This window comes from Aggregatimonas sangjinii (assembly GCF_005943945.1).
In the GTDB taxonomy this organism is placed as follows: Bacteria; Bacteroidota; Bacteroidia; order Flavobacteriales; family Flavobacteriaceae; genus Pelagihabitans; species Pelagihabitans sangjinii.
Map to the genome: position 1 here is coordinate 4,117,552 of NZ_CP040710.1, position 19,068 is coordinate 4,136,619.

The following is a 19,068-nucleotide window of genomic DNA, read 5'->3' on the forward strand; positions in this document are numbered from 1 at the left end:
TAACCTTCTTATCTAAAAATGGCTTACTTCGCCATCAACCCCTCGATCTCCTCTACCTCAATCGGAATATTCTTCATTAAATTGAACGGCTCGCCACTTTCCTGAATGACCACATCATCCTCTAGCCGAACACCCATTTTTTCCTCCGGAATGTAGATGCCCGGTTCTACGGTAAAGACCATATTGGCCTTCATAGGGGTTTTTAGTTCGCCGTAGTCATGTGTATTCAGACCGATATGATGGCTGGTACCGTGCATAAAGTATTGTTTGTAGGCCGGCCAATCGGGATCCTCGTTTTGTACGTCGGCCTTGTCCAACAAACCGAGCCCCAACAGTTCGGATGTCATCAGCTTACCACATTCCTTATGGTACTCGGCCCATAGGGTTCCGGGAACTAAAAGCTTTGTGGCTTCGTTCTTTACACGAAGCACCGCATTGTATACTGCCTTTTGCCTATTGGTATAACGCCCGTTTACCGGTATCGTTCGCGTTAGATCACTTGAATAATTGGCGTATTCCGCGGCGACATCCATCAAAATCATATCCCCGTCCTTACATTGTTTGTTGTTCTCCAAATAGTGAAGCACATTGGCATTGTTCCCCGAAGCGATAATTGGCGGGTAGGCGAACCCTTTCGAACGATTGCGCACGAATTCATGCAACAGCTCTGCCTCGATTTCATATTCCCAGACTCCCGGTTCAACGAATTGCAACAACCGTCGAAATCCTTTTTCGGTGATGTTGCAGGCCGTCTGCATCAACTCAAGCTCCTCGGGTTCCTTGACCCCTCGAATATTCTGAAGAATCGGAAAACTCTTGGCAACCTTATGTGCGGGATATTTTCGCTTGCACTCTAGAATAAAACGATCTTCACGTGTTTGTAATTCCACCGCCTGCCGATAGTGTTCATTCGTGTTGAAGTACACTGTTTCCGCTTCGGTCATCAAATCGAAAAACACCTTGTCAAAGTCCGATAGCCAATAAATCGTTTGTATTCCCGATACTTCGGTCGCTTTTTCCTTGGTCAGCTTTTCCCCTTCCCATACGGCGATATGCGCATTGGTTTCCCTTACGAACAGTACATCCTTATGTTTGGCATCCATAGCATCGGGAAATAGAATCAAAATGGTTTCTTCCTGATCTGCCCCGCTCAGATAAAAAATATCGCGATGCTGCTCAAAAGGCATCGTACTATCGGCACTGATCGGATAAATATCATTGGAGTTGAACACTGCAATACTCTTTGGGGCCATTTGGGCCATAAACTTTTTGCGATTCTTTATAAATAGGGAATTTGGAATCTGATGGTATTTCATAAATGGTAATTTTGAAAAGGAAAAGACCTTAGCGCGTCGAGGCATCCCAATAATTATCGGGACGGAGCAGATTGTCTGACGGCACTCAGGTTCAAATCTCGATTATCGAGTAAATTTAAGGATTACGACTTGGGTGTACGAAGAATTTCTAGAACTTTTTACTCGTTTGAATCTGCATAATATTCTTTACTTTCGGACTTATTAATACAGTGCCAATTTAAAATAATATGCTTTCCTATGAAAAAAATGACCGCTTTGACCCTGTTCATAGTACTACTAATCTCGTGTAACGAAGGTGAAAAAGAAGAAACCCAAGCCGAACTTTTCGCCAGGCTGGATACGGAAATCAAACAAAACTCCAAAGCCTATAGTACGCTGGAAGAAGCGACCAAAACCATTGGCCATCGGCTGACCGGTTCGGAAAATGGCGCGAAGGCCGAAGAATATACCTATAACAAGTTTAAAGAATACGGTTTTGAGGATGTAACATATCAAATTTTCGAGGTAGAGGCATGGGCACGAGGAACTGTTTCACTTGAAGTAAATGGGAGGGATACGAAAGTCGTTACCTTGGGCCACTCGCCGGTCAAAGCCGAGGTTGCAGGGGAAATCGTAGATATGGGGAATGGCTTGGAGGCTGATTATCAGGCCAAGCCAGATGCCGTAAAGGATAAAATTTCGCTCGTTTATATCGGTATCCTCCCAGAAAGCGACGCAGGGCTGAGCAATTTGCACCGTAGCGAAAAAACGGCACTGGCCATTAAATATGGGGCCAAGGGAATAATCATCATCAATCAGGTCGATAATGGGGTGTTATTAACCGGAACGGCCTCGGTGACAGGGGAATTGATTCCCATTCCAGCGGTCTGTATCGGTAAAGAGGATGGAATGGCACTCAAAGCGTCCCTACAAACGGAAACTGCAACCGCCACCATCAAAATGACCAATAAGAGCGACATGATCAAGGCGAGAAATGTCATCGCTACGCTCAAAGGAAGTGAACTACCCGATGAAGAAATCATAATCGGCGGGCATCTCGATTCTTGGGATTTGGCAACAGGCGCCATCGACAACGGTATCGGCTCGTTTGCGGTCTTGGATATTGCACGGGCCTTTAAGGCAAACGAGCTACGACCTAAGAGAACCGTCAAATTCGTGATGTTCATGGGAGAGGAGCAGGGTTTGCTAGGCTCCAAATATCTGGTGGAACAAACGATAGCATCCGGTACAATCGATAACATCAAGTATATGATGAACCTTGATATGTCGGGCAATCCCATCGGTATGAACGCTGGAGGACAACTCGACAATGCCGATTTTTTCACGGAATTAGGGGCAGCGATTCAAGAGCAGGATACGATTTACAAAAACGATTTTTCAAACCGCTCGGGACTGCACAGCGATCATCAGCCCTTCATGCTCGAAGGCGTTCCCATTTTGTCGGTACACAGTAATCTCGACCGCTCCATTTACGGATGCTATCATTCCGATTGCGATGATTTCAATCTGGTCGACAAAAATCATATCACGAATACGGCGCGATTCGGTACGATGATGCTTTACGCTTTGGCCAACGCCGAGAAACTCCCCGCCACGAAGATGGACAGTGAGACCACAAAAGAATTTATGATAAAGAACGATTTAAAGGAAAAACTGATTATCGGGAACGATTGGAAATGGGAGGAATAGCGATCTTCAATTCGGGTTATACCCCAGAGCCCCAAGCTCCTCTTTGGTTTTATGGATGATATTTACATCCAAAGTAATCGGTGTGAGCGGCTGATCAATGGAATCGCGTTCAACTTGAACAATGGCATCAATGACATCCATTCCCTTGATTACCTTTCCAAAGACAGTATAGTCTCCGTCCAGTCGATGCTCGCCCTCCTTATTTTGAATGACGTAGAATTGACAACGGGCCGATAATTTCTGCGGATTCCCATCCCTGCCCGCACCGAGGGCTCCGTATTCATGTAGCAATTCGGAATCGAATTCAGGTTCCAAGAGGTATTCGGGATCGTTAAATCCTTCCGGGGTGTCCGGGCAACCGCCTTGCACTACAAAATCAGGAATGACCCGGTTAAAAGTAAGCGAATCCCAATAACCTTCTCGCGCCAATTGAATAAAACTATTTTTGTGTTTGGGCGTTTTATCACTCAACCAGACCAAAATATCCCCTTTAGGGGTTTTGATTTCCCCGATTTCGAAAGTTTCTTGGGCATTACAGCCCAAAAGGACTAAAACCAACAGCAAGAATAGATAATTTTTCATACGTTACGCTTTGTACCTCCTCAAATATACCCTTTTCCCTCACAAAAAAAAGAGACCCGTTCCGGGCCTCTCTTCCTAAGTGGTGGTCGGTTAATTACTTCTTTGAAATGATATTTTTCAGGGTACCGACAATGGCCATAATGACACCACCGCCAACACCGCCACCTGCAACACTACCCAGAATGGTCGACAGGTCCATTCCTCCAGCCGCCGCTTCTGAAGAGGCATTCACGGCTTCGGTGGTATCGACCCCCGTTGATGCCCCTGCCCCAAGACCGAGCATTCCAATAAGATAGCCGCCTAAACCGCCCCCTAGAATACCGGAGATTGCATTCCCTACAGTACCTAACGAAGCTTTATTGAACAGTTTCCCGGCCGTGATGCCCCCAAGGCCACCCGACACCAGCTGAATGATTAATGGTAAATACTCTTCCATTTTAAAAAGATTTAGTTGTTTGTATGACATAAATTTAACGATATATTTTAATTTTTATCAATTTAAAGTATTGAATATTACGATTTTATCAATCGCGCTTGAATTGAATAGCTACTCTAAAATGGGTTTGTGGCTGGTCAAGGGAATTCCTATCTTCCCAACTCCAATTTAATAGCCGTACGATGAAAAAAATGTTATTTATATTCTCCCTTACCTTTCCCCTTTTCTTTTTCGCACAATTGAATGCTACCGCGGCAACTCAAGTGAAAGCAGCGCTTGAACAGAAGAAAGCGATGCATGAAAATTCCCTGGTTAAGAATATCCCGCTTAAAAATATTGGCCCGACGGTCATGAGCGGTCGCGTGGTAGATGTTGACGTAAATCCTCAAAATCCAACGGAATTCTATGTAGGTTATGCATCAGGTGGCCTATGGTACACCAATAATAATGGCACTTCTTTTACGCCCGTATTGGATAATTCGCAAACGCAGAATGTCGGTGATATCGCTGTAGACTGGTCGAAAGGCACTATATGGGTAGGGACTGGCGAGAACAATGCCTCGCGCTCGTCCTATGCCGGTATTGGCATCTTGAAGTCTACGGATAAAGGGGAAACCTGGCAGCATATGGGGCTTACCGATTCACATCATATCGGACGGATTATCATCAATCCCGAAAATCCGGACGAAGTGGTCGTCGGCGTAACGGGGCATTTGTATACGCCCAACGAGGAACGTGGCATCTTTAAAACGACGGATGGGGGTCAAACATGGCAGAAAACCCTTTTTATAAGCGATTCAGTGGGAATTATCGATGTCGCAACCGCACCCTATAATTTTAATGTGCTCTACGCCGCTTCTTGGCAGAAAGATAGAAAAGCATGGGATTTTCAAGGCAATGGCAACGGCTCGGCTATCTACAAGAGTACCGATGGAGGCACCAGCTGGAACAAAATTTCCACTCCTGAAAGTGGTTTTCCCACAGGGGATGGTGTAGGTCGTATTGGCCTTGCGGTCTTCAACGACCAAACGGTCTATGCAGTGCACGACAGCCAATTCAGACGTGAAAAATCAAAGGAAGATTATAAGAAATCAGACGGACTCACCAAAGATGACTTCAAGTCGATGTCGAAAGATGCTTTCCTAAGACTCGAGGACAAGCAACTGAACGACTATCTTAAAACCAACGGATTTCAAGAAAAGTACAGAGCCGATAACGTGAAACAACTCGTACGCAGCGGTACGGCGCAACCCGCCGATTTGGCGAAATACCTCGAAGATGCCAATTCGATGTTGTTCGACACTCCGGTGGTGGGTGCCGAAGTATATCGTAGCGACGACGGTGGCCTTACATGGAAAAAACAGAACGAAGAGTATATAGACGACCTTTTTTACAGCTACGGTTACTATTTTGCCCAAATTCGGGTCGATCCGTCAAATATCGATAGGATCTACCTTGCGGGAGTTCCTATCATCAAATCTAACGATGCTGGAAAAACCTTCTCCAATATTAATGGCGAAAATGTACATGCCGATCATCATGCCCTATGGATCAATCCGAAAATGCCAGGGCATCTCATCAATGGAAACGACGGGGGCATCAATATATCGTACGACGATGGGAAAAATTGGATCAAGAATAACTCCCCGCAAGTGGGGCAATTCTACGCTATCAACGTAGACAATCAAGAACCCTATCATGTATACGGCGGTTTGCAGGACAACGGCGTATGGGCCGGGCCGCATAACTCTGAGGAAGATAGTGGTTGGCACCAGTCTGGAGACTATCCTTGGAAAAGGTTGATGGGCGGCGACGGCATGCAAGTTCAGATTGACAGTCGTAACCACAATATCGTTTACACCGGCTTTCAATTTGGGAACTATTTTCGGATAAACAAGGAAAACAAGGCGCGTAAGGCCATTCAGCCCAAGCATGAATTGGGTGAAACGCCCTATCGCTTTAATTGGCAGACACCGATTCTACTCTCGCCCCACAATCAGGATATCCTGTATTTGGGTGGAAATAAATTGCACCGATCAATGAACCAAGGCGAAGATTGGGAGACGATTTCTGATGATCTTACCCAAGGTGGAAAACCGGGGAATGTTGCCTACGGCACCTTAACGACCCTATCCGAATCCCCTTTTCAATTCGGATTGCTCTATACGGGAAGTGACGACGGTTTGGTAAAAGTCACGCAGAACGCGGGCGGAAGCTGGAATACCATTTCAAACTCCTTACCTCAAAATTTGTGGGTAAGTCGCGTTGCAGCTTCCAAACACAAGAAAGAACGTGTGTATGCGACGCTGAATGGGTATCGCAACGATGATTTTACACCCTATGTATATGTAAGCGAAGATTACGGCACTACTTGGAAACCCATTTCCGATGGGCTTCCCGCATCACCCGTTAATGTCATTGATGAAGACCCCGAAAATGAAAACCTGCTTTTTCTGGGAACCGATAACGGACTCTATGTTTCCTTTGACCGCGGCGATTCTTGGGAAGTCTTTCAAAACGGAATGCCCAATGTAGCCGTTCACGATTTGGTGATTCAACCAGAGGCCAAGCACCTCTTAGTGGGTACCCACGGGCGCAGTATCTACAAGGCCGATATTTCACATCTCCAAAGCCTGACCTCGGATATATTAAGCAAAGAACTACACGTATTCCAACCCGAAAATATGAAGCATTCGGAGCGTTGGGGTAATTCTTGGAGCTCATGGGGAAAGCCGCAGACCCCAGGGTTAGATATTGTTTTATACAGTTCGACGCCAACTAACTTTAAAGCAAAAATCTATACAGTGGATGGCATTATCGTTAGCGAAACGGAAATACAGGGCGACAAGGGCCTCAATATCCTATCGTATGACATGGCATTTTCAAAATTAGGGAAAGCGGCCTATTTGAAAAAGAAAAAAGTCGAGTTGAAGGAAGCTAAAAATGGAAAGACCTATCTGCCAAAGGGTAAGTATGTAGTTGAAATCGATGGGGATGGAACCGAGGAGGAAGTCGAGTTTGAAATTGAATAAATGTTCCTAAGAATAGAGAAGCTTCCGGAAAAATTAATGGTCGGTAAATCCGTTCGTATGTCCTTGATTGAAAATAAGACCGCGGAGGTATGGCTCTATTTTATGCGTAACCGGTCAAGACTTAACAATACTGTGGGTAGCGATCTGTATTCGATTCAAGTGTATGATCAACTGAATTATTTTGAACACTTCAATCCGCATACTAAATTCTTAAAGTGGGCGGCTATAGAAGTTGAAAGCATAGGTAATATACCGGATGATTTTAAGGCCTTCACCCTAGACCCTGGGCTGTATGCCGTTTTTTTACATAAAGGCCTCGCGAGTGAATTTCAGAAAACGGTTCAATACATTTTTGGCCAGTGGTTGCCCCAATCTTCTTACGAATTAGACGACCGACCACACTTTGAGCTTTTGGGTGGGAAATACAAAAACAATGACCCCAACTCCGAGGAGGAGGTTTGGATACCGATAAGAGACCTAAATAGAACAGCTAAAATTTGAATCGATGAAAAAAGTTACCCTTCTACTTTTAATTGGCTTGATGACCTTCGCCGCCCTTCCCTCTTGTTCCCAAACAGAAAACACTACCATTCAAGTTTTGATTCTCGATGGGCAGAACAATCATGTGCAATGGCCGAAAATTACCTTCATGCTCAAGGAGTATCTCGAGGAAACCGGGTTATTTTCGGTGGAGGTAGCTCGTTCGGCCTATACTTGGAAAGGGGAGCAATTCCTTGACGAATTTCCCATCGAAGGAATGGAACAGACCGAAGCCTTGGAAAAACCCAAAACAGACCCGAGTTATAGTCCCGATTTCTCGAAATACGACGTGGTCATCTCCAATTTTGGGTGGAATGCGGCTGATTGGCCCGAGAAAACCCAAAACGCCTTTGAAGCATACATCGAAAATGGTGGCGGATTGGTCGTTTTTCATGCTGCCGATAATTCCTTTCCCAACTGGGAAGCGTACAATAAGATGATCGGACTCGGCGGTTGGGGCGACCGTACCGAAAAAGACGGCCCTTATGTGTACTACAATGATTCAGGCGAGGAAATCAGGGACGAAACTCCGGGAAAAGCGGGCGCCCATGGCCCCCAGAGCGAATACCAAATCAGAATCAGGAATAGTGAGCACCCCATCACCAAAGGCATGCCCGAAATTTGGATGCATACCAAGGATGAATTGTACAATAGCCTTCGAGGCCCGGCCGAAAATATGGAGATTTTGGCCACGGCTTATGCCGACCCGAACAACAAGGGTACCGGTCGTCATGAACCTGCTTTAATGGTCTTGAACTATGGCAAAGGGCGTATTTTCCACAATATTATGGGACATATCGACTATTCGGTGAACTGTGTCGGCTTTATCACGACCATGCTTCGCGGTACCGAGTGGGCAGCGACAGGGATGGTAACCCAAGAGATTCCCGAAGATTTTCCGTCTGCAGAGCAATCCAGGTCGAGAGAAATCCTAAAAGAGTAATGGAACTATCGTTAAGTATACCCGCCTTATTGTTTCCTGCAATATCATTGACCATGTTGGCCTACAATGCCCGCTATTTAGCCATTGCGGCACTGATTCGTCAGTTGCATGGGAAATTTCAGGAAACCGAATCGAAGTCGGTGGCGTTGCAGGTGCGTAAACTTCGAAAGCGGTTGACTATTATCAAGAATATGCAAGCAACAGCCATCATCAGCTTTTTGCTGGCCGTTATCACCATGGCGCTCATTTACTTTGCATTGACCACTCTGGCCAATATTATTTTTGGTATCAGCCTCTTTGCGCTTATGGTTTCGCTGGTATTGAGCTTGATCGAAGTGCAACTTTCTACCAAGGCACTATCGATACAATTAAAGGATATGGAGTAGGTGTAAATGGGGGCACACTGTTTTCAGTGAGCGATATTCCCATTAAACCGTGTCAAAATGATTATCGCTCATTTCTAAATTTGTATTTCGTGAAATTGGTCGTACTACAGCGTCTGATTTTGCGTTAGTTGCTTACACCTAATACCCTAAAACCTATGTTGCAAGACGCTATAAGAGCTAAAGACTTTGAAAAAGCCAAGGAAATCATAACCTCAACAAACAATCCGTTCGAGGGAATGCAGGAGTATCACATCACTGGAATCTACGACACCCTTGTCAGGGAAAAGGCCTTTGAGGTCATCGATGCACTCATCGAAAAGGGTACCATTGAGCTCGATATCTACGAATACGATAGTTTTAATAAAACGATTTTCATGAGCATCATCAAAAATTTGGATGTTACTGAGGAATCAATCTCATTTTTAAAAGATTTTATTTCCAGAACACAAAGCTTGAACGATGAGTTGGAAGGAAAATCCCTCCTAAGCCTAGCCATTGAAAACGAAGTAGCGATCGCTTTTGTTAAAACCTTGGTCGAAAGCGGTTGTGCTATCGACATCATTGACCGTTCCGAAGGAAATCTCATCCATCAAATCGTCAAGAAGTACACAAGAACGTACGATAAAGGTTTGGCTTATCTTGATTTTCTTTATGAGCAAGGTCTTGACATCGATAAACCAAATGTAGTTCAGGAAACGCCGCTTCATATTGCCGTAAAAGAGCATCGTAATCCGTATATCAAATGGTTACTGGAAAACGGTGCGGATCCCAACCTACAAAATAAAGACGGTGAATCTCCATTTTTCCTGGCAGTAAGCCAAGGTGGAACCACTGAAAAATATGAGCTAATGAGAGAATTCGGAACTCCTGATTTTGACCAAGTCAATGTTCGGGGCGCAACGGTCTTTGGGGCTTCCGATTTAAATCATCTCAAGTTGCTTCTGGAAGATGGTGCCGACCTTTATCAATCCAGTACAGATACCTACGGCAATGAATTTACGAAAATGGATGATCTGGCCCGTGCGACCACGGAACATCTTCAGGCCGCCATAGACTCCGGACAGCTGGATGTAAACCGTAAAGACGATGACGGCAACACTATTTTGCATAAAATATGTGCGAGAGAAACGCTGCATGAAGAAAAAAGGGCCAAAGAAGTATACCGCATGGTAAAACTGATGTTGGGTGCCGGGGCGGATGCAAATACGACCAACGATGCCGACGAGACCCCAATAATGATTGCCGCAAAGGACAATCTGAAAACCAAAACCGTAGAAATTCTATTGAGCCACAAATAACCTCTTAAAAGCTACCAACTATGTCCATGTCATTTATAAAAGCCTGTGAGGGCGGTAAACGAAAAATAGCCGAAATACTACTCAAGAATAAAGAAGTAGATGTCTCCTATACCGATGAAAAAGGGCGAACAGCGCTTCATTACGCCGCCCATCGAGGGTATTTGGATATCTGTAAAATATTGATCGATGAAGGTGCCGAGCTGGATTATGAAGATCATGCAGGCGAAACCCCTTTCTACTTTTCCTGCCTTCAAAAACAGAAACAAACGGCATTATACCTTTTGGAGCAGGGGGCAAAGACCGGGATAAAGGATTACCAGGGCAACAGTTTGCTGCATCTTTTGTCTAAAAACGGACAAGTAGAGATCATGACCAAGCTACTCGAGCAAGGTATGGAAGTGGATATCGAAAACAATGAGGCCGAAACCCCACTTTTGTGCGCCGCCGCAAACAGAAACCGAAAAGTCGTAGAATTGCTGTTGGAGAACGGGGCCGATATCGCCACCACCGATAAACAAGGAAACACACCCTTGCTACTGGCGGTAAAATCCAAAACACTCCCAATGGTCGAGTTACTGCTTGAAAAAGGAGCCGATGTCAATTATGTAAACCATGCCGAAGAGAGTCCGTTATTGATTGCCTGTTATTCCGGTAATCGGATGTTGATCAAATTATTGGCCGAAAAAGGAGCCGACATGCTGGTTTCGGGTAAGAACGGCCTGTCGCCTATTTGGTATGCCTGCTCGGCCAATCAAAAGGAAATCGTGAAATTATTTTTAGACCATGGCGTTGATGTCAACTATGGTAAGCCAATGGGAGGCAACGAAAGCAGTATGAGCTCCTATTTGGATTGGGTCGAGTCTGCAAACGATATTTCGGTTACTGCAGGTTATTCGCTGAAAATATCGAATACGCTGGGCGGCGAAAGCCTACTTCATGTTGCCACCAAAAGTGGACACTTAAGCATGGTAAAGTTGTTGCTCGAGAGAGGGGCCGACATCAACGTACAGGATGAAAGCGGTAACACCCCTTTGCATTACGCTTCGGCGAATGGTAAAAAGGATGTAGTAAACTATCTACTGGAAAAGGGAGCCGACGTGACCATAGTCAACACAAAAGAACAATTGGCCATCGATTATTCGAATATCAAAGGATTTAATGAGATTACGGAACTGATTTTGTCAACCAAGGGAGCCAAACCCCCGTCCGCGGCTCCAAAAACGACAGCCGGACCATCCATAGAAAAAACGGAAGCGCCGATGGTGGATAAAAAGAAGGCCTTACTTGACCTAAAGGACTTATTGGATGTTGGCGTGCTCACCCAAGAAGAATTCAACAGCGAAAAAGCGAAGATTCTAAAAGGATGAAACTAATTCTGGCCATGCTGCTAGTGGTACAACTGGCCTATTCACAAGAAATAAGAATGGATAAAGAGACGTACTTAAAAACATTTACCGAAGAGGATGCCGTTGGCTGGTTGCGAATAGATGCTGCCTTAGAGAAGGTATATCCCGAATTGGAACCCAGACATTATGGGCCTTTGTGTGGAATTCATTACGCTGTCGGAGGTTCCGACCCTATTGATGGGGTCAGTATCTATGATAACGAAAATCAGGAATTTCATCGCCATATCATAAGTTACGGGATGTCTGAACTGTATTACGATCCAGAAAAGGCGGGTGGAGAATTCAGCGCATGGGGTTTTGAGTTTACCTTTCGTATCAAACCTTTCGAAGGTGACGAGAATGACCCCTTGTGGGCAGTTCAAATCATGAACAACCTGGCGCGTTACGTGTTTAAAAGTGGCAGATGGTTTGAGGAAAACCAATTCATTCCGGCGAACGGGCCCATTCGTTTGGATACCGATACCGATATTGTTGGCCTTGTTTTTACCTTAGACCCGGAACTGGGTAAAATAATGACCCCTCATGGCGAGGTCACTTTTATTCAAATGGTCGGTATTACTTCTAAAGAATTGGAAAAGCTACAAGAAAGCCCTAGTCAAGAAGCCGTAAAGGCACTTTTGGATGAAATGCGCACAGAAAACCCGCTCCTCATAACCGATTTGACCCGTAGATAGTGCAAACGATTTACTTCACTTTCTAAAAATGCAATTACAACCAATACCGACCTGAGAGTCGGTTAAACGTTTTCATAGAAGAGTAGAAAATTGGAGAGCGTCGTTGTCATGCCGGTAAGTGTCGTTGAAACACCCATATTCGTTGCGCTGATCGACCAAAAATACCCGATACAGACCAAGTAGTTGGTTTAATTTTTGATTCATGTCATTTTCTTTAGTACTGATGGGGTCATTACAAGTACGAATGAACACGAAAAAGGCCTTCAGAATTCTAGGCAATACTCAAAACGATTTCCAGGGGGCATTAGGTTATGGAGTATTTTATAGCTAAAAGTACATTTGACGTCGTTTTTACCTTCTTGGTCCGAAATCTGTGAACATATTTATTCTGGATAGCCAATATGAAAAAGAGCATCACCCTGATTAACAACGGCCTGATGATTGACGCAGCAAACCAAGCCGTCAAACGGTGCTTTAATCGGTTTTTCATGTTTGGCAAAAGTATCGGTGACGATGCCCATTTCCTGCCCCTCCTTAAACTCGCTACCATTGGTAATTTTGGGTATGAACATCCCCGCCGTAGGAGCCCGCAACCACTTGCGACCTGTTAAATAAACGGTTTTGTTCCGCTCAACATAGGCAGGCTCGATTTTCGAGATCATTCTGAAGTGCTTCAGCACATTCAATATCCCTTGCATCCCTTCCAGTATGGAATAATCATCAAAACGCATGCTCTCGCCTGCCTCAAAGACAACCGTTGGTTTTCCTAGACGAAAAGCGGCGTCTCGAAAAGAGCCCGCTATGAGGTTAGAGGAGAACGAAATGGGGGCATTAAAAACTTTGGCCAACGATACGCTCATTTGGTCTTCTTCGGTATATCGTATTTGGGGGAAATTATGACGTTGTCCTCCACCCGTATGCAAGTCGATGCCAAAATCAATTTGATTTAGGATTTCCGTTACATAATGATAGGCAATGCGATTCGCCATAGAACCTGTTTTAGAGCCTGGAAAACTGCGGTTGACGTCTTTTCCGTCCGGCACATCCCTAGAAAAGTGGATAAATCCGAAAATATTGAGCACTGGCACGGCGATTACCGCTCCACATTCAATGTTGAACCGTTTTTCAGCCAACATACGCCTAACGATTTCGATGCCGTTGATTTCATCGCCGTGCAAGCCTGCCTGTACCAAAATCGTCGGGCCTGGTTTTTTGGCGTTGAAAACATATACCGGAATATCGATCAAGGTTCCCGTCGGCAAACGGTCGATATTGATGTTCAGTAGCTTGTTCTCTCCTGGTTTTACAGCTTCCCCGCTAATCGTGATTGTTCTATTTTCCATGTATTATCTCCTTCGTTTTCGCCCATTTCGTTCAACGTATAAAATGATTTCCTTGGCGATGTTCACACCAGTAGCGCTTTCGATACCTTGTAGCCCGGGCGAGGCGTTTACTTCGATCAATAAAGGCCCTTTCTTGGAACGGATCAAATCTACCCCCGCAACACCCAGACCAATGTGTTTCGTAGCATTCAGGGCAATAAATTCCTCTTTTGGGGAAAGTTGTACGGTTCCGGTAGTACCTCCCCGATGCACATTCGAACGAAATTCTCCGGCCTCACTCGTACGTTTCATACTAGCGACGATTTTATTGCCAACGACCAAAATACGAATGTCTTCCCCATTGCTTTCTTCGATATATTTCTGCATGAGGATACTCGTATCCATTTTGTAAAAGGTGTCGATGATCGATTTTGCCGATTTCTTGGTTTCCGCTAAAATAACTCCGAGACCTTGGGTACCTTCTTGCAGTTTGATAATGACCGGGGTTCCACCGAGAATCTCTATCTGCTCTTTAATGTTATCCGGATTGATTGAAAATAAGGTTTCAGGAATGGGAATGCCCTTTCTGGCCATAATCTGAAGGGTTCTTACCTTGTTGCGTGCCCTTAAAATACTTAAGGAACGAGCGGTACTGAACGTCCCGTTCATCTCAAATTGCTTTACGATGGCCGCACCATGCCTAGATACTTTCGCACCGATCCTGGGAATGATCGCGTCAAATTCATTGGTGATTTCTTCTTCTCCCAAATAAATAAACGGTTTGCCCGCTCCCAATTTCACCGAGCATCTTGTGTGGTCGACCTGCTCTATATAGTGCCCAAGTTTTTCGGCCTCTTCCGCTATTCTCTTTGTGGAATAGACGTTCATACTGACGGAAAGCAAGGCGATATTCATGGTCGGTGTTCGCTTGAGTTTGGATTTGGTATGTAATATCGTTCAAAATTCGCAATATGCAATTCCAAAATAGAAAAGCTATCCATTTTTAGCGCCTGTTTTGAACTATCGCATTGATTTTCGTTAGCCTCCCTAATGTTCAGCAGTTCATACTACAATGAACCAAAGGCACATTGCGACCTCAACAGCGCTGGGCGAACAGGATAATCTGAATTGGATTCTTGCTTTTTCAAGATATACAGGAAACACTTACATTCATACATCCTACAAGGCAGTTAATACACAATTAATTGATAATCAATATTTTATAATTATACTGCACAAGTAAAATCAGTTACATTTCTTTTATACTTTGTTACATATGGGACATGTTACCGATGTGCTTCGGTCTAGTTTTGAGGATTGATAAAAATAAAGCGTATTCCTGTCTGAAGTAGGGCAAGAAAAAGCAGATAACTATTTTCAAACTGTAACCAAGTGAACATCGAGCCTTTCGGAAATGTATGATATACTTCCCTGTAACCAAGTATAAACGCCACTCGAATGCAGCTAACCACTATAACTATGCGGACTATTCTTATAAAGGTCTATTGTCTTTTAGCCCCATTGGCTTCGATGATTGCCCAGGAGAATGGGAAAATGACGTTTTCGAAAATAGAAAACGGCTTGTTCAACTCTTGGATATCCTGCATAGAACAGGACGAAAATGGGTTTATTTGGGTAGGCACCCAAGACGGACTACATCGCTACGATGGCCATACTTTTGAGGTCTTTAGGAATTCTGCCAAAAACATCCCGTCATTAGGAGGAACTTGGATACGTACCATAACCATAGATTCCAAAAAAAATTATTGGATCGGCACCTACGGGGGCGGGCTCATTAAATTTTCACCGGAAAATACATCGTTTAAGAATTTTGCCCAAGATAATCCCGAAGACTTCCCGGCAAGGGTAATACACCAAACAATGCTCATTGGTAAACACGCTATTCTAAGCGCTACCGACAAAGGATTCCAACTTCACAATTCGGAAACGGACACTGTTTCCAATTTTGGATTCGGAAAAAATAGCTCGGAAATGGCCCTGGCCGAGGGCGAGCTATTCATAAGCGAAGAAGAGCGGTTATTCAAATACGATATTCCAACACGAGAAAAGAAATTGGCCTATTCGTTCGAATCACCCATCAAAATACTGAAATACATACCCGGTCATGGACTTCTAGTCGGGTTAGCAGGAAAAATGCTGCTCTTTGAACAAGGAAAACCAACAAGAGAGAACCTTCTTGAAAATGCTATTGTCTCTTTAGCACCGGATAAAAAAGGGAACTATATCGCGGCTACCGCAAATTCTCTGTTCAGGTTCGATCCAGAATCGTTCGATCTTACCCCTATCGATACCGATTTCAATTTTGAAAAACACAATATTATAACCATTTATTTAGATCGGCAGAACAACTTATGGCTTGGTACTGACAAGGGGCTTTATAAGGAACGGAAATACAACAAAGCATTTATCGGAACGGGTGTTGATGTGCATGCCCGACGAATCGTAAAGCATGAAAACTCTTTATATTTTGGCGGAAATCAGGGTTTGTTCAGAGCAGTGAACGGCGCTACTTCGAAGCAGTTGTCCGGCTCCAAAACTACCGCCCTATATGGGGAGGGTAACCAACTATTTGCGAGTGGGGACCAATCCTTGGTGTACACCTATACCAACGATATTCTACATTCAACCATTGAAAATTTCAGCCAAAAAGAGGGCATGACCACCTATGGTCTCGCCAAAGATGGCAGACAAAGACTATGGGTGGGCTCTTGGGAAGGGCTTTATATTTTTGATGCACAACATAGGTTGTTAAAATCGATTCCTTTAAAAACCGATAGTAGTGGTCGCGATTCAAAAATTATAAAGATCCATCTCGATGCTAAAGACCGTTTGTGGATCATTACCGCTGCTTATGGTGTCTACATGATTGAAGGGGCTTCGGATATGGACTTGGATTCGGTCGCTTCAAGAATCGTCAATTTTCGGGCCAAGAAAGGGGTCGCGAATACCCTAACCTCCGATGTAGTATTAACACTGGAAGAAGATCAGGAAGGTCAGCTTTGGTTTGGCACGGGACTAGGTGTAGTGCGCTATCTCGAAGAAACCGGGGACTTTTCTCGCCTACGCTACCAAAATGATTTGTTTGACAAAAAGGTAATGGCCCTCCGTAAGGACGGCAATCGCAACCTTTGGATCTCTACGATCAATGATGGTCTGTACGTTTACGATGAAAAGGAAGGGAACATTCACCACTATACCGAAAACGACGGTCTTATTTCGAATGCGTTTCTCTTTGGTTCGGGATTTTATGATGCAGCAACCGATTTCATGTATTTTGGAACGGATGAAGGGGTACAAAAAATAGATCTATCCCGCTATTACACGCCTAGAAAGGATATCGTACCCCTAATTACGGACATTCAGGTGAGTAACCGGGAAGGCAAGACGATTTTCGCGCCCATGCAGGCCCCCTATTTACAGGAAATCGTACTCGAGCCCTCCCAAAATGATTTCTCCACTCGGTTTTCTGCCATGGATTTCGAGGCACCCGAGAAAATCTGTTATGCTTATTCCTTGGATGACGCACCTTGGAAAATGACCGATCTGCAGACCGCTTATTTTAGCAATGTGCCCTACGGAAGGCATGAGTTAAAATTCAAAGCGTTGCAGGATGGAATTTCCACAAATGAACATCCCGAAACTCTTCGTATAGATGTCCGACCCCCTTGGTATCTTAGTCGTACGGCTAAAGTCATGTACCTTTTTCTATTATTGTTCGCGGCCTGGGGAGTCTACCAATACTTGAAATGGCGGTGGAGAATGCGCTATAACTTGAAACTGAAGGAAGAGGAGGCTGTCAGGCTAAAGCAATTGAACGACCACAAATCTAAATTATATACCAATATCGCCCATGAGTTTAAAACCCCGTTAACCCTTATTGCCGGGCCTATTGACAGTAAACTTCGTGACGGAAACATATCGGACCGAGATCGCACTAGTCTCTCCATTGTACACCGAAACGCAAACCGGTTGACCACCTTGGTAGATCAATTACTCGAACTTGCGAGTTTGGAAAGTGGGGTCCTGAGTTTAAATATTGCCTCCGGTAATCTAGGCCTCTTTCTAAAAATCCTCTCAAAGTCCTTTGCATACCAAGCGCAATTAAAACGAGTTTCATACGATATTGAGGTAGAGGTAGTCAATGAAGTTTGGTACGATGAGGATATCATTGAAAAAATAGTGACCAATTTGCTTTCCAACGCCTTAAAGTACGTGCCTGAACAAGGCAAATGCTGGTTTAAAGTAGCAAAAAATCAAGATTTTATTGAAATAAGTGTAAAAAATACGGTCCGAGACAGTGCTGCTCTACGGCTCGATAAATTGTTCACGCGGTTTTATCAAGACAATTCCTTTTCCGAAGGTATTGGCGTGGGTCTCGCATTGGTAAAAGAATTGGTGACCTTATACGGGGGGTCTGTGGACGTTGCACTTGAGGATGGTGAAGTTATTCGGTTCCTTGTGCGACTTCCATACCTTAGGGATGCCTTTAAGACAGCTAATCTCGCAAATAATGGAGCTCATACCAATTGTGGGAATCTTGAAGAGCAAATCGAACCAAAAATTCAAAGCGCCACTTCGATAAATGGGGAACTTCCGTCACTACTACTTGTTGAGGACCATGCCGAGATACGTACATTCGTTAAGCAAGCACTACAGCAGCAGTACCGAATCTTGGAGGCGGATAATGGTTTATCAGGCCTGGAAATCGCCTTGTCAAAGGTTCCGGATATTATCCTATCGGATATTCAGATGCCCCATTGTAGCGGTATCGAACTATGCAATGCCTTGAAAGCGGACGAAAAAACCAGCCACATTCCCATCATACTGCTTACGGGAAGTGGTGGTGAAGAAAGTGAATTAAAAGGTCTAAACTCCGGAGCTGACGATTTCGTCACCAAACCCTTTAAAGTACGGGTTTTGGAAAGGCGTGTATCCAACTTAATCCATCAGCGAAAAAAACTGCGCGATCGTTACAGCAAAGAGCTCATTTTAAAACCAAAGGACATCGTTGTCTCCTCAACGGATGAAACCTTTCTAAATAAGGTCCAAGAAATATTGGATCAACATCTATACAATCCATCATTTAACGCGGAAACCTTTAGTAAAAAGGCTTTAATGAGTAGAATGCAGCTACACAGAAAGCTATTGGCCTTTACAGGACTTTCTACATCCGCATTTATCCGTTCCCAGCGATTAAAGCAGGCTATAAAACTTTTGGAAACCTCCGATATGAATATCAATGAGGTAGCTTATGCCACTGGTTTCAACACCCCGACCTACTTTATGAAATGTTTTAAGGAAACATTCAAAAAAACACCTTCCGAATACTTGTTATCCCTTCAGGATTAGCACTTTACACTCCGTTACATATCAATAGCAGTTTGTTACATATCAGCAGTTGCAGGTAAAAGTCTACCCTTACT

The 19,068-nt window shown here is 44.3% G+C and carries 14 protein-coding genes; 9 read left to right on the forward strand and 5 right to left on the reverse strand.

Features of this window, described 5'->3' with window-relative positions; translation table 11 throughout:
- Nucleotides 1-23 precede the first annotated feature (23 nt).
- Nucleotides 24-1,316, reverse strand: coding sequence for an aminopeptidase P family protein (locus FGM00_RS17235; RefSeq protein WP_138854112.1), 1,293 nt, complete (start codon nucleotides 1,314-1,316; stop codon nucleotides 24-26).
- 237 nt (nucleotides 1,317-1,553) lie between these two features.
- Between FGM00_RS17235 and FGM00_RS17240 the strand changes: the two genes are divergently transcribed.
- A complete protein-coding gene (locus tag FGM00_RS17240; RefSeq protein ID WP_138854113.1) occupies nucleotides 1,554-3,005 on the forward strand; it encodes a M20/M25/M40 family metallo-hydrolase in 1,452 nt (483 codons plus the stop codon).
- A gap of 6 nt (nucleotides 3,006-3,011) precedes the next feature.
- Here FGM00_RS17240 and FGM00_RS17245 read toward each other — a convergent pair whose 3' ends face one another.
- Entirely contained in the window at nucleotides 3,012-3,587 is a 576-nt protein-coding gene (locus FGM00_RS17245) for a peptidylprolyl isomerase (RefSeq protein ID WP_138854114.1), read from the reverse strand.
- Nucleotides 3,588-3,681: 94 nt separating this feature from the next.
- The gene (locus FGM00_RS17250) at nucleotides 3,682-4,023 is read right to left on the reverse strand and encodes a hypothetical protein (protein ID WP_138854115.1); all 342 of its coding nucleotides are present in this window, start codon (nucleotides 4,021-4,023) and stop codon (nucleotides 3,682-3,684) included.
- Nucleotides 4,024-4,205: 182 nt separating this feature from the next.
- Between FGM00_RS17250 and FGM00_RS17255 the strand changes: the two genes are divergently transcribed.
- The 7 genes from FGM00_RS17255 to FGM00_RS17285 all read left to right on the forward strand — a co-directional run bounded on the left by FGM00_RS17255 (nucleotide 4,206) and on the right by FGM00_RS17285 (nucleotide 12,302).
- Nucleotides 4,206-7,055, forward strand: coding sequence for a VPS10 domain-containing protein (locus tag FGM00_RS17255; protein WP_138854116.1), 2,850 nt, complete (start codon nucleotides 4,206-4,208; stop codon nucleotides 7,053-7,055).
- Nucleotides 7,056-7,556 carry a GyrI-like domain-containing protein gene (locus FGM00_RS17260; RefSeq protein ID WP_138854117.1) on the forward strand — a complete coding sequence of 167 codons (501 nt, stop codon included), beginning with the start codon at nucleotides 7,056-7,058 and terminating at the stop codon, nucleotides 7,554-7,556.
- A 4-nt stretch (nucleotides 7,557-7,560) separates the two neighbouring features.
- Nucleotides 7,561-8,538, forward strand: a complete 978-nt coding sequence (locus FGM00_RS17265; RefSeq protein ID WP_138854118.1) for a ThuA domain-containing protein — start codon at nucleotides 7,561-7,563, stop codon at nucleotides 8,536-8,538.
- Nucleotides 8,538-8,924, forward strand: coding sequence for a DUF2721 domain-containing protein (locus tag FGM00_RS17270; protein ID WP_138854119.1), 387 nt, complete (start codon nucleotides 8,538-8,540; stop codon nucleotides 8,922-8,924). Before FGM00_RS17265 ends, FGM00_RS17270 begins: the two co-directional genes overlap by 1 nt.
- A 155-nt stretch (nucleotides 8,925-9,079) precedes the next feature.
- Nucleotides 9,080-10,222 carry an ankyrin repeat domain-containing protein gene (locus FGM00_RS17275; protein WP_138854120.1) on the forward strand — a complete coding sequence of 381 codons (1,143 nt, stop codon included), beginning with the start codon at nucleotides 9,080-9,082 and terminating at the stop codon, nucleotides 10,220-10,222.
- 20 nt (nucleotides 10,223-10,242) lie between these two features.
- On the forward strand, nucleotides 10,243-11,589 hold the full coding sequence (locus FGM00_RS17280) for an ankyrin repeat domain-containing protein (RefSeq protein WP_138854121.1): 1,347 nt from the start codon (nucleotides 10,243-10,245) through the stop codon (nucleotides 11,587-11,589).
- 56 nt (nucleotides 11,590-11,645) lie between these two features.
- Complete coding sequence (locus FGM00_RS17285) at nucleotides 11,646-12,302, forward strand: suppressor of fused domain protein (protein WP_138854742.1); 657 nt, start codon at nucleotides 11,646-11,648, stop codon at nucleotides 12,300-12,302.
- A 383-nt stretch (nucleotides 12,303-12,685) separates the two neighbouring features.
- Here FGM00_RS17285 and FGM00_RS17290 read toward each other — a convergent pair whose 3' ends face one another.
- On the reverse strand, nucleotides 12,686-13,645 hold the full coding sequence (locus tag FGM00_RS17290) for a succinylglutamate desuccinylase/aspartoacylase family protein (protein ID WP_138854122.1): 960 nt from the start codon (nucleotides 13,643-13,645) through the stop codon (nucleotides 12,686-12,688).
- A gap of 3 nt (nucleotides 13,646-13,648) precedes the next feature.
- The gene (locus FGM00_RS17295; RefSeq protein ID WP_138854123.1) at nucleotides 13,649-14,539 is read right to left on the reverse strand and encodes a RimK family alpha-L-glutamate ligase; all 891 of its coding nucleotides are present in this window, start codon (nucleotides 14,537-14,539) and stop codon (nucleotides 13,649-13,651) included.
- Nucleotides 14,540-15,103: 564 nt separating this feature from the next.
- Here FGM00_RS17295 and FGM00_RS17300 point away from each other — a divergent pair.
- On the forward strand, nucleotides 15,104-18,994 hold the full coding sequence (locus FGM00_RS17300; protein ID WP_175416264.1) for a response regulator: 3,891 nt from the start codon (nucleotides 15,104-15,106) through the stop codon (nucleotides 18,992-18,994).
- The last annotated feature ends 74 nt before the right edge of the window (nucleotides 18,995-19,068 follow it).

Excerpts from the sequence above, each read along its gene's own strand:
- FGM00_RS17235 (WP_138854112.1), bottom strand. The coding sequence starts at position 1,316 with ATGAAATACCATCAGATTCCAAATTCCCTATTTATAAAGAATCGCAAA.
- FGM00_RS17240 (WP_138854113.1), top strand. The coding sequence starts at position 1,554 with ATGAAAAAAATGACCGCTTTGACCCTGTTCATAGTACTACTAATCTCG.
- FGM00_RS17245 (WP_138854114.1), bottom strand. The coding sequence starts at position 3,587 with ATGAAAAATTATCTATTCTTGCTGTTGGTTTTAGTCCTTTTGGGCTGT.
- FGM00_RS17250 (WP_138854115.1), bottom strand. The coding sequence starts at position 4,023 with ATGGAAGAGTATTTACCATTAATCATTCAGCTGGTGTCGGGTGGCCTT.
- FGM00_RS17255 (WP_138854116.1), top strand. The coding sequence starts at position 4,206 with ATGAAAAAAATGTTATTTATATTCTCCCTTACCTTTCCCCTTTTCTTT.
- FGM00_RS17260 (WP_138854117.1), top strand. The coding sequence starts at position 7,056 with ATGTTCCTAAGAATAGAGAAGCTTCCGGAAAAATTAATGGTCGGTAAA.
- FGM00_RS17265 (WP_138854118.1), top strand. The coding sequence starts at position 7,561 with ATGAAAAAAGTTACCCTTCTACTTTTAATTGGCTTGATGACCTTCGCC.
- FGM00_RS17270 (WP_138854119.1), top strand. The coding sequence starts at position 8,538 with ATGGAACTATCGTTAAGTATACCCGCCTTATTGTTTCCTGCAATATCA.
- FGM00_RS17275 (WP_138854120.1), top strand. The coding sequence starts at position 9,080 with ATGTTGCAAGACGCTATAAGAGCTAAAGACTTTGAAAAAGCCAAGGAA.
- FGM00_RS17280 (WP_138854121.1), top strand. The coding sequence starts at position 10,243 with ATGTCCATGTCATTTATAAAAGCCTGTGAGGGCGGTAAACGAAAAATA.
- FGM00_RS17285 (WP_138854742.1), top strand. The coding sequence starts at position 11,646 with ATGGATAAAGAGACGTACTTAAAAACATTTACCGAAGAGGATGCCGTT.
- FGM00_RS17290 (WP_138854122.1), bottom strand. The coding sequence starts at position 13,645 with ATGGAAAATAGAACAATCACGATTAGCGGGGAAGCTGTAAAACCAGGA.
- FGM00_RS17295 (WP_138854123.1), bottom strand. The coding sequence starts at position 14,539 with ATGAATATCGCCTTGCTTTCCGTCAGTATGAACGTCTATTCCACAAAG.
- FGM00_RS17300 (WP_175416264.1), top strand. The coding sequence starts at position 15,104 with ATGCGGACTATTCTTATAAAGGTCTATTGTCTTTTAGCCCCATTGGCT.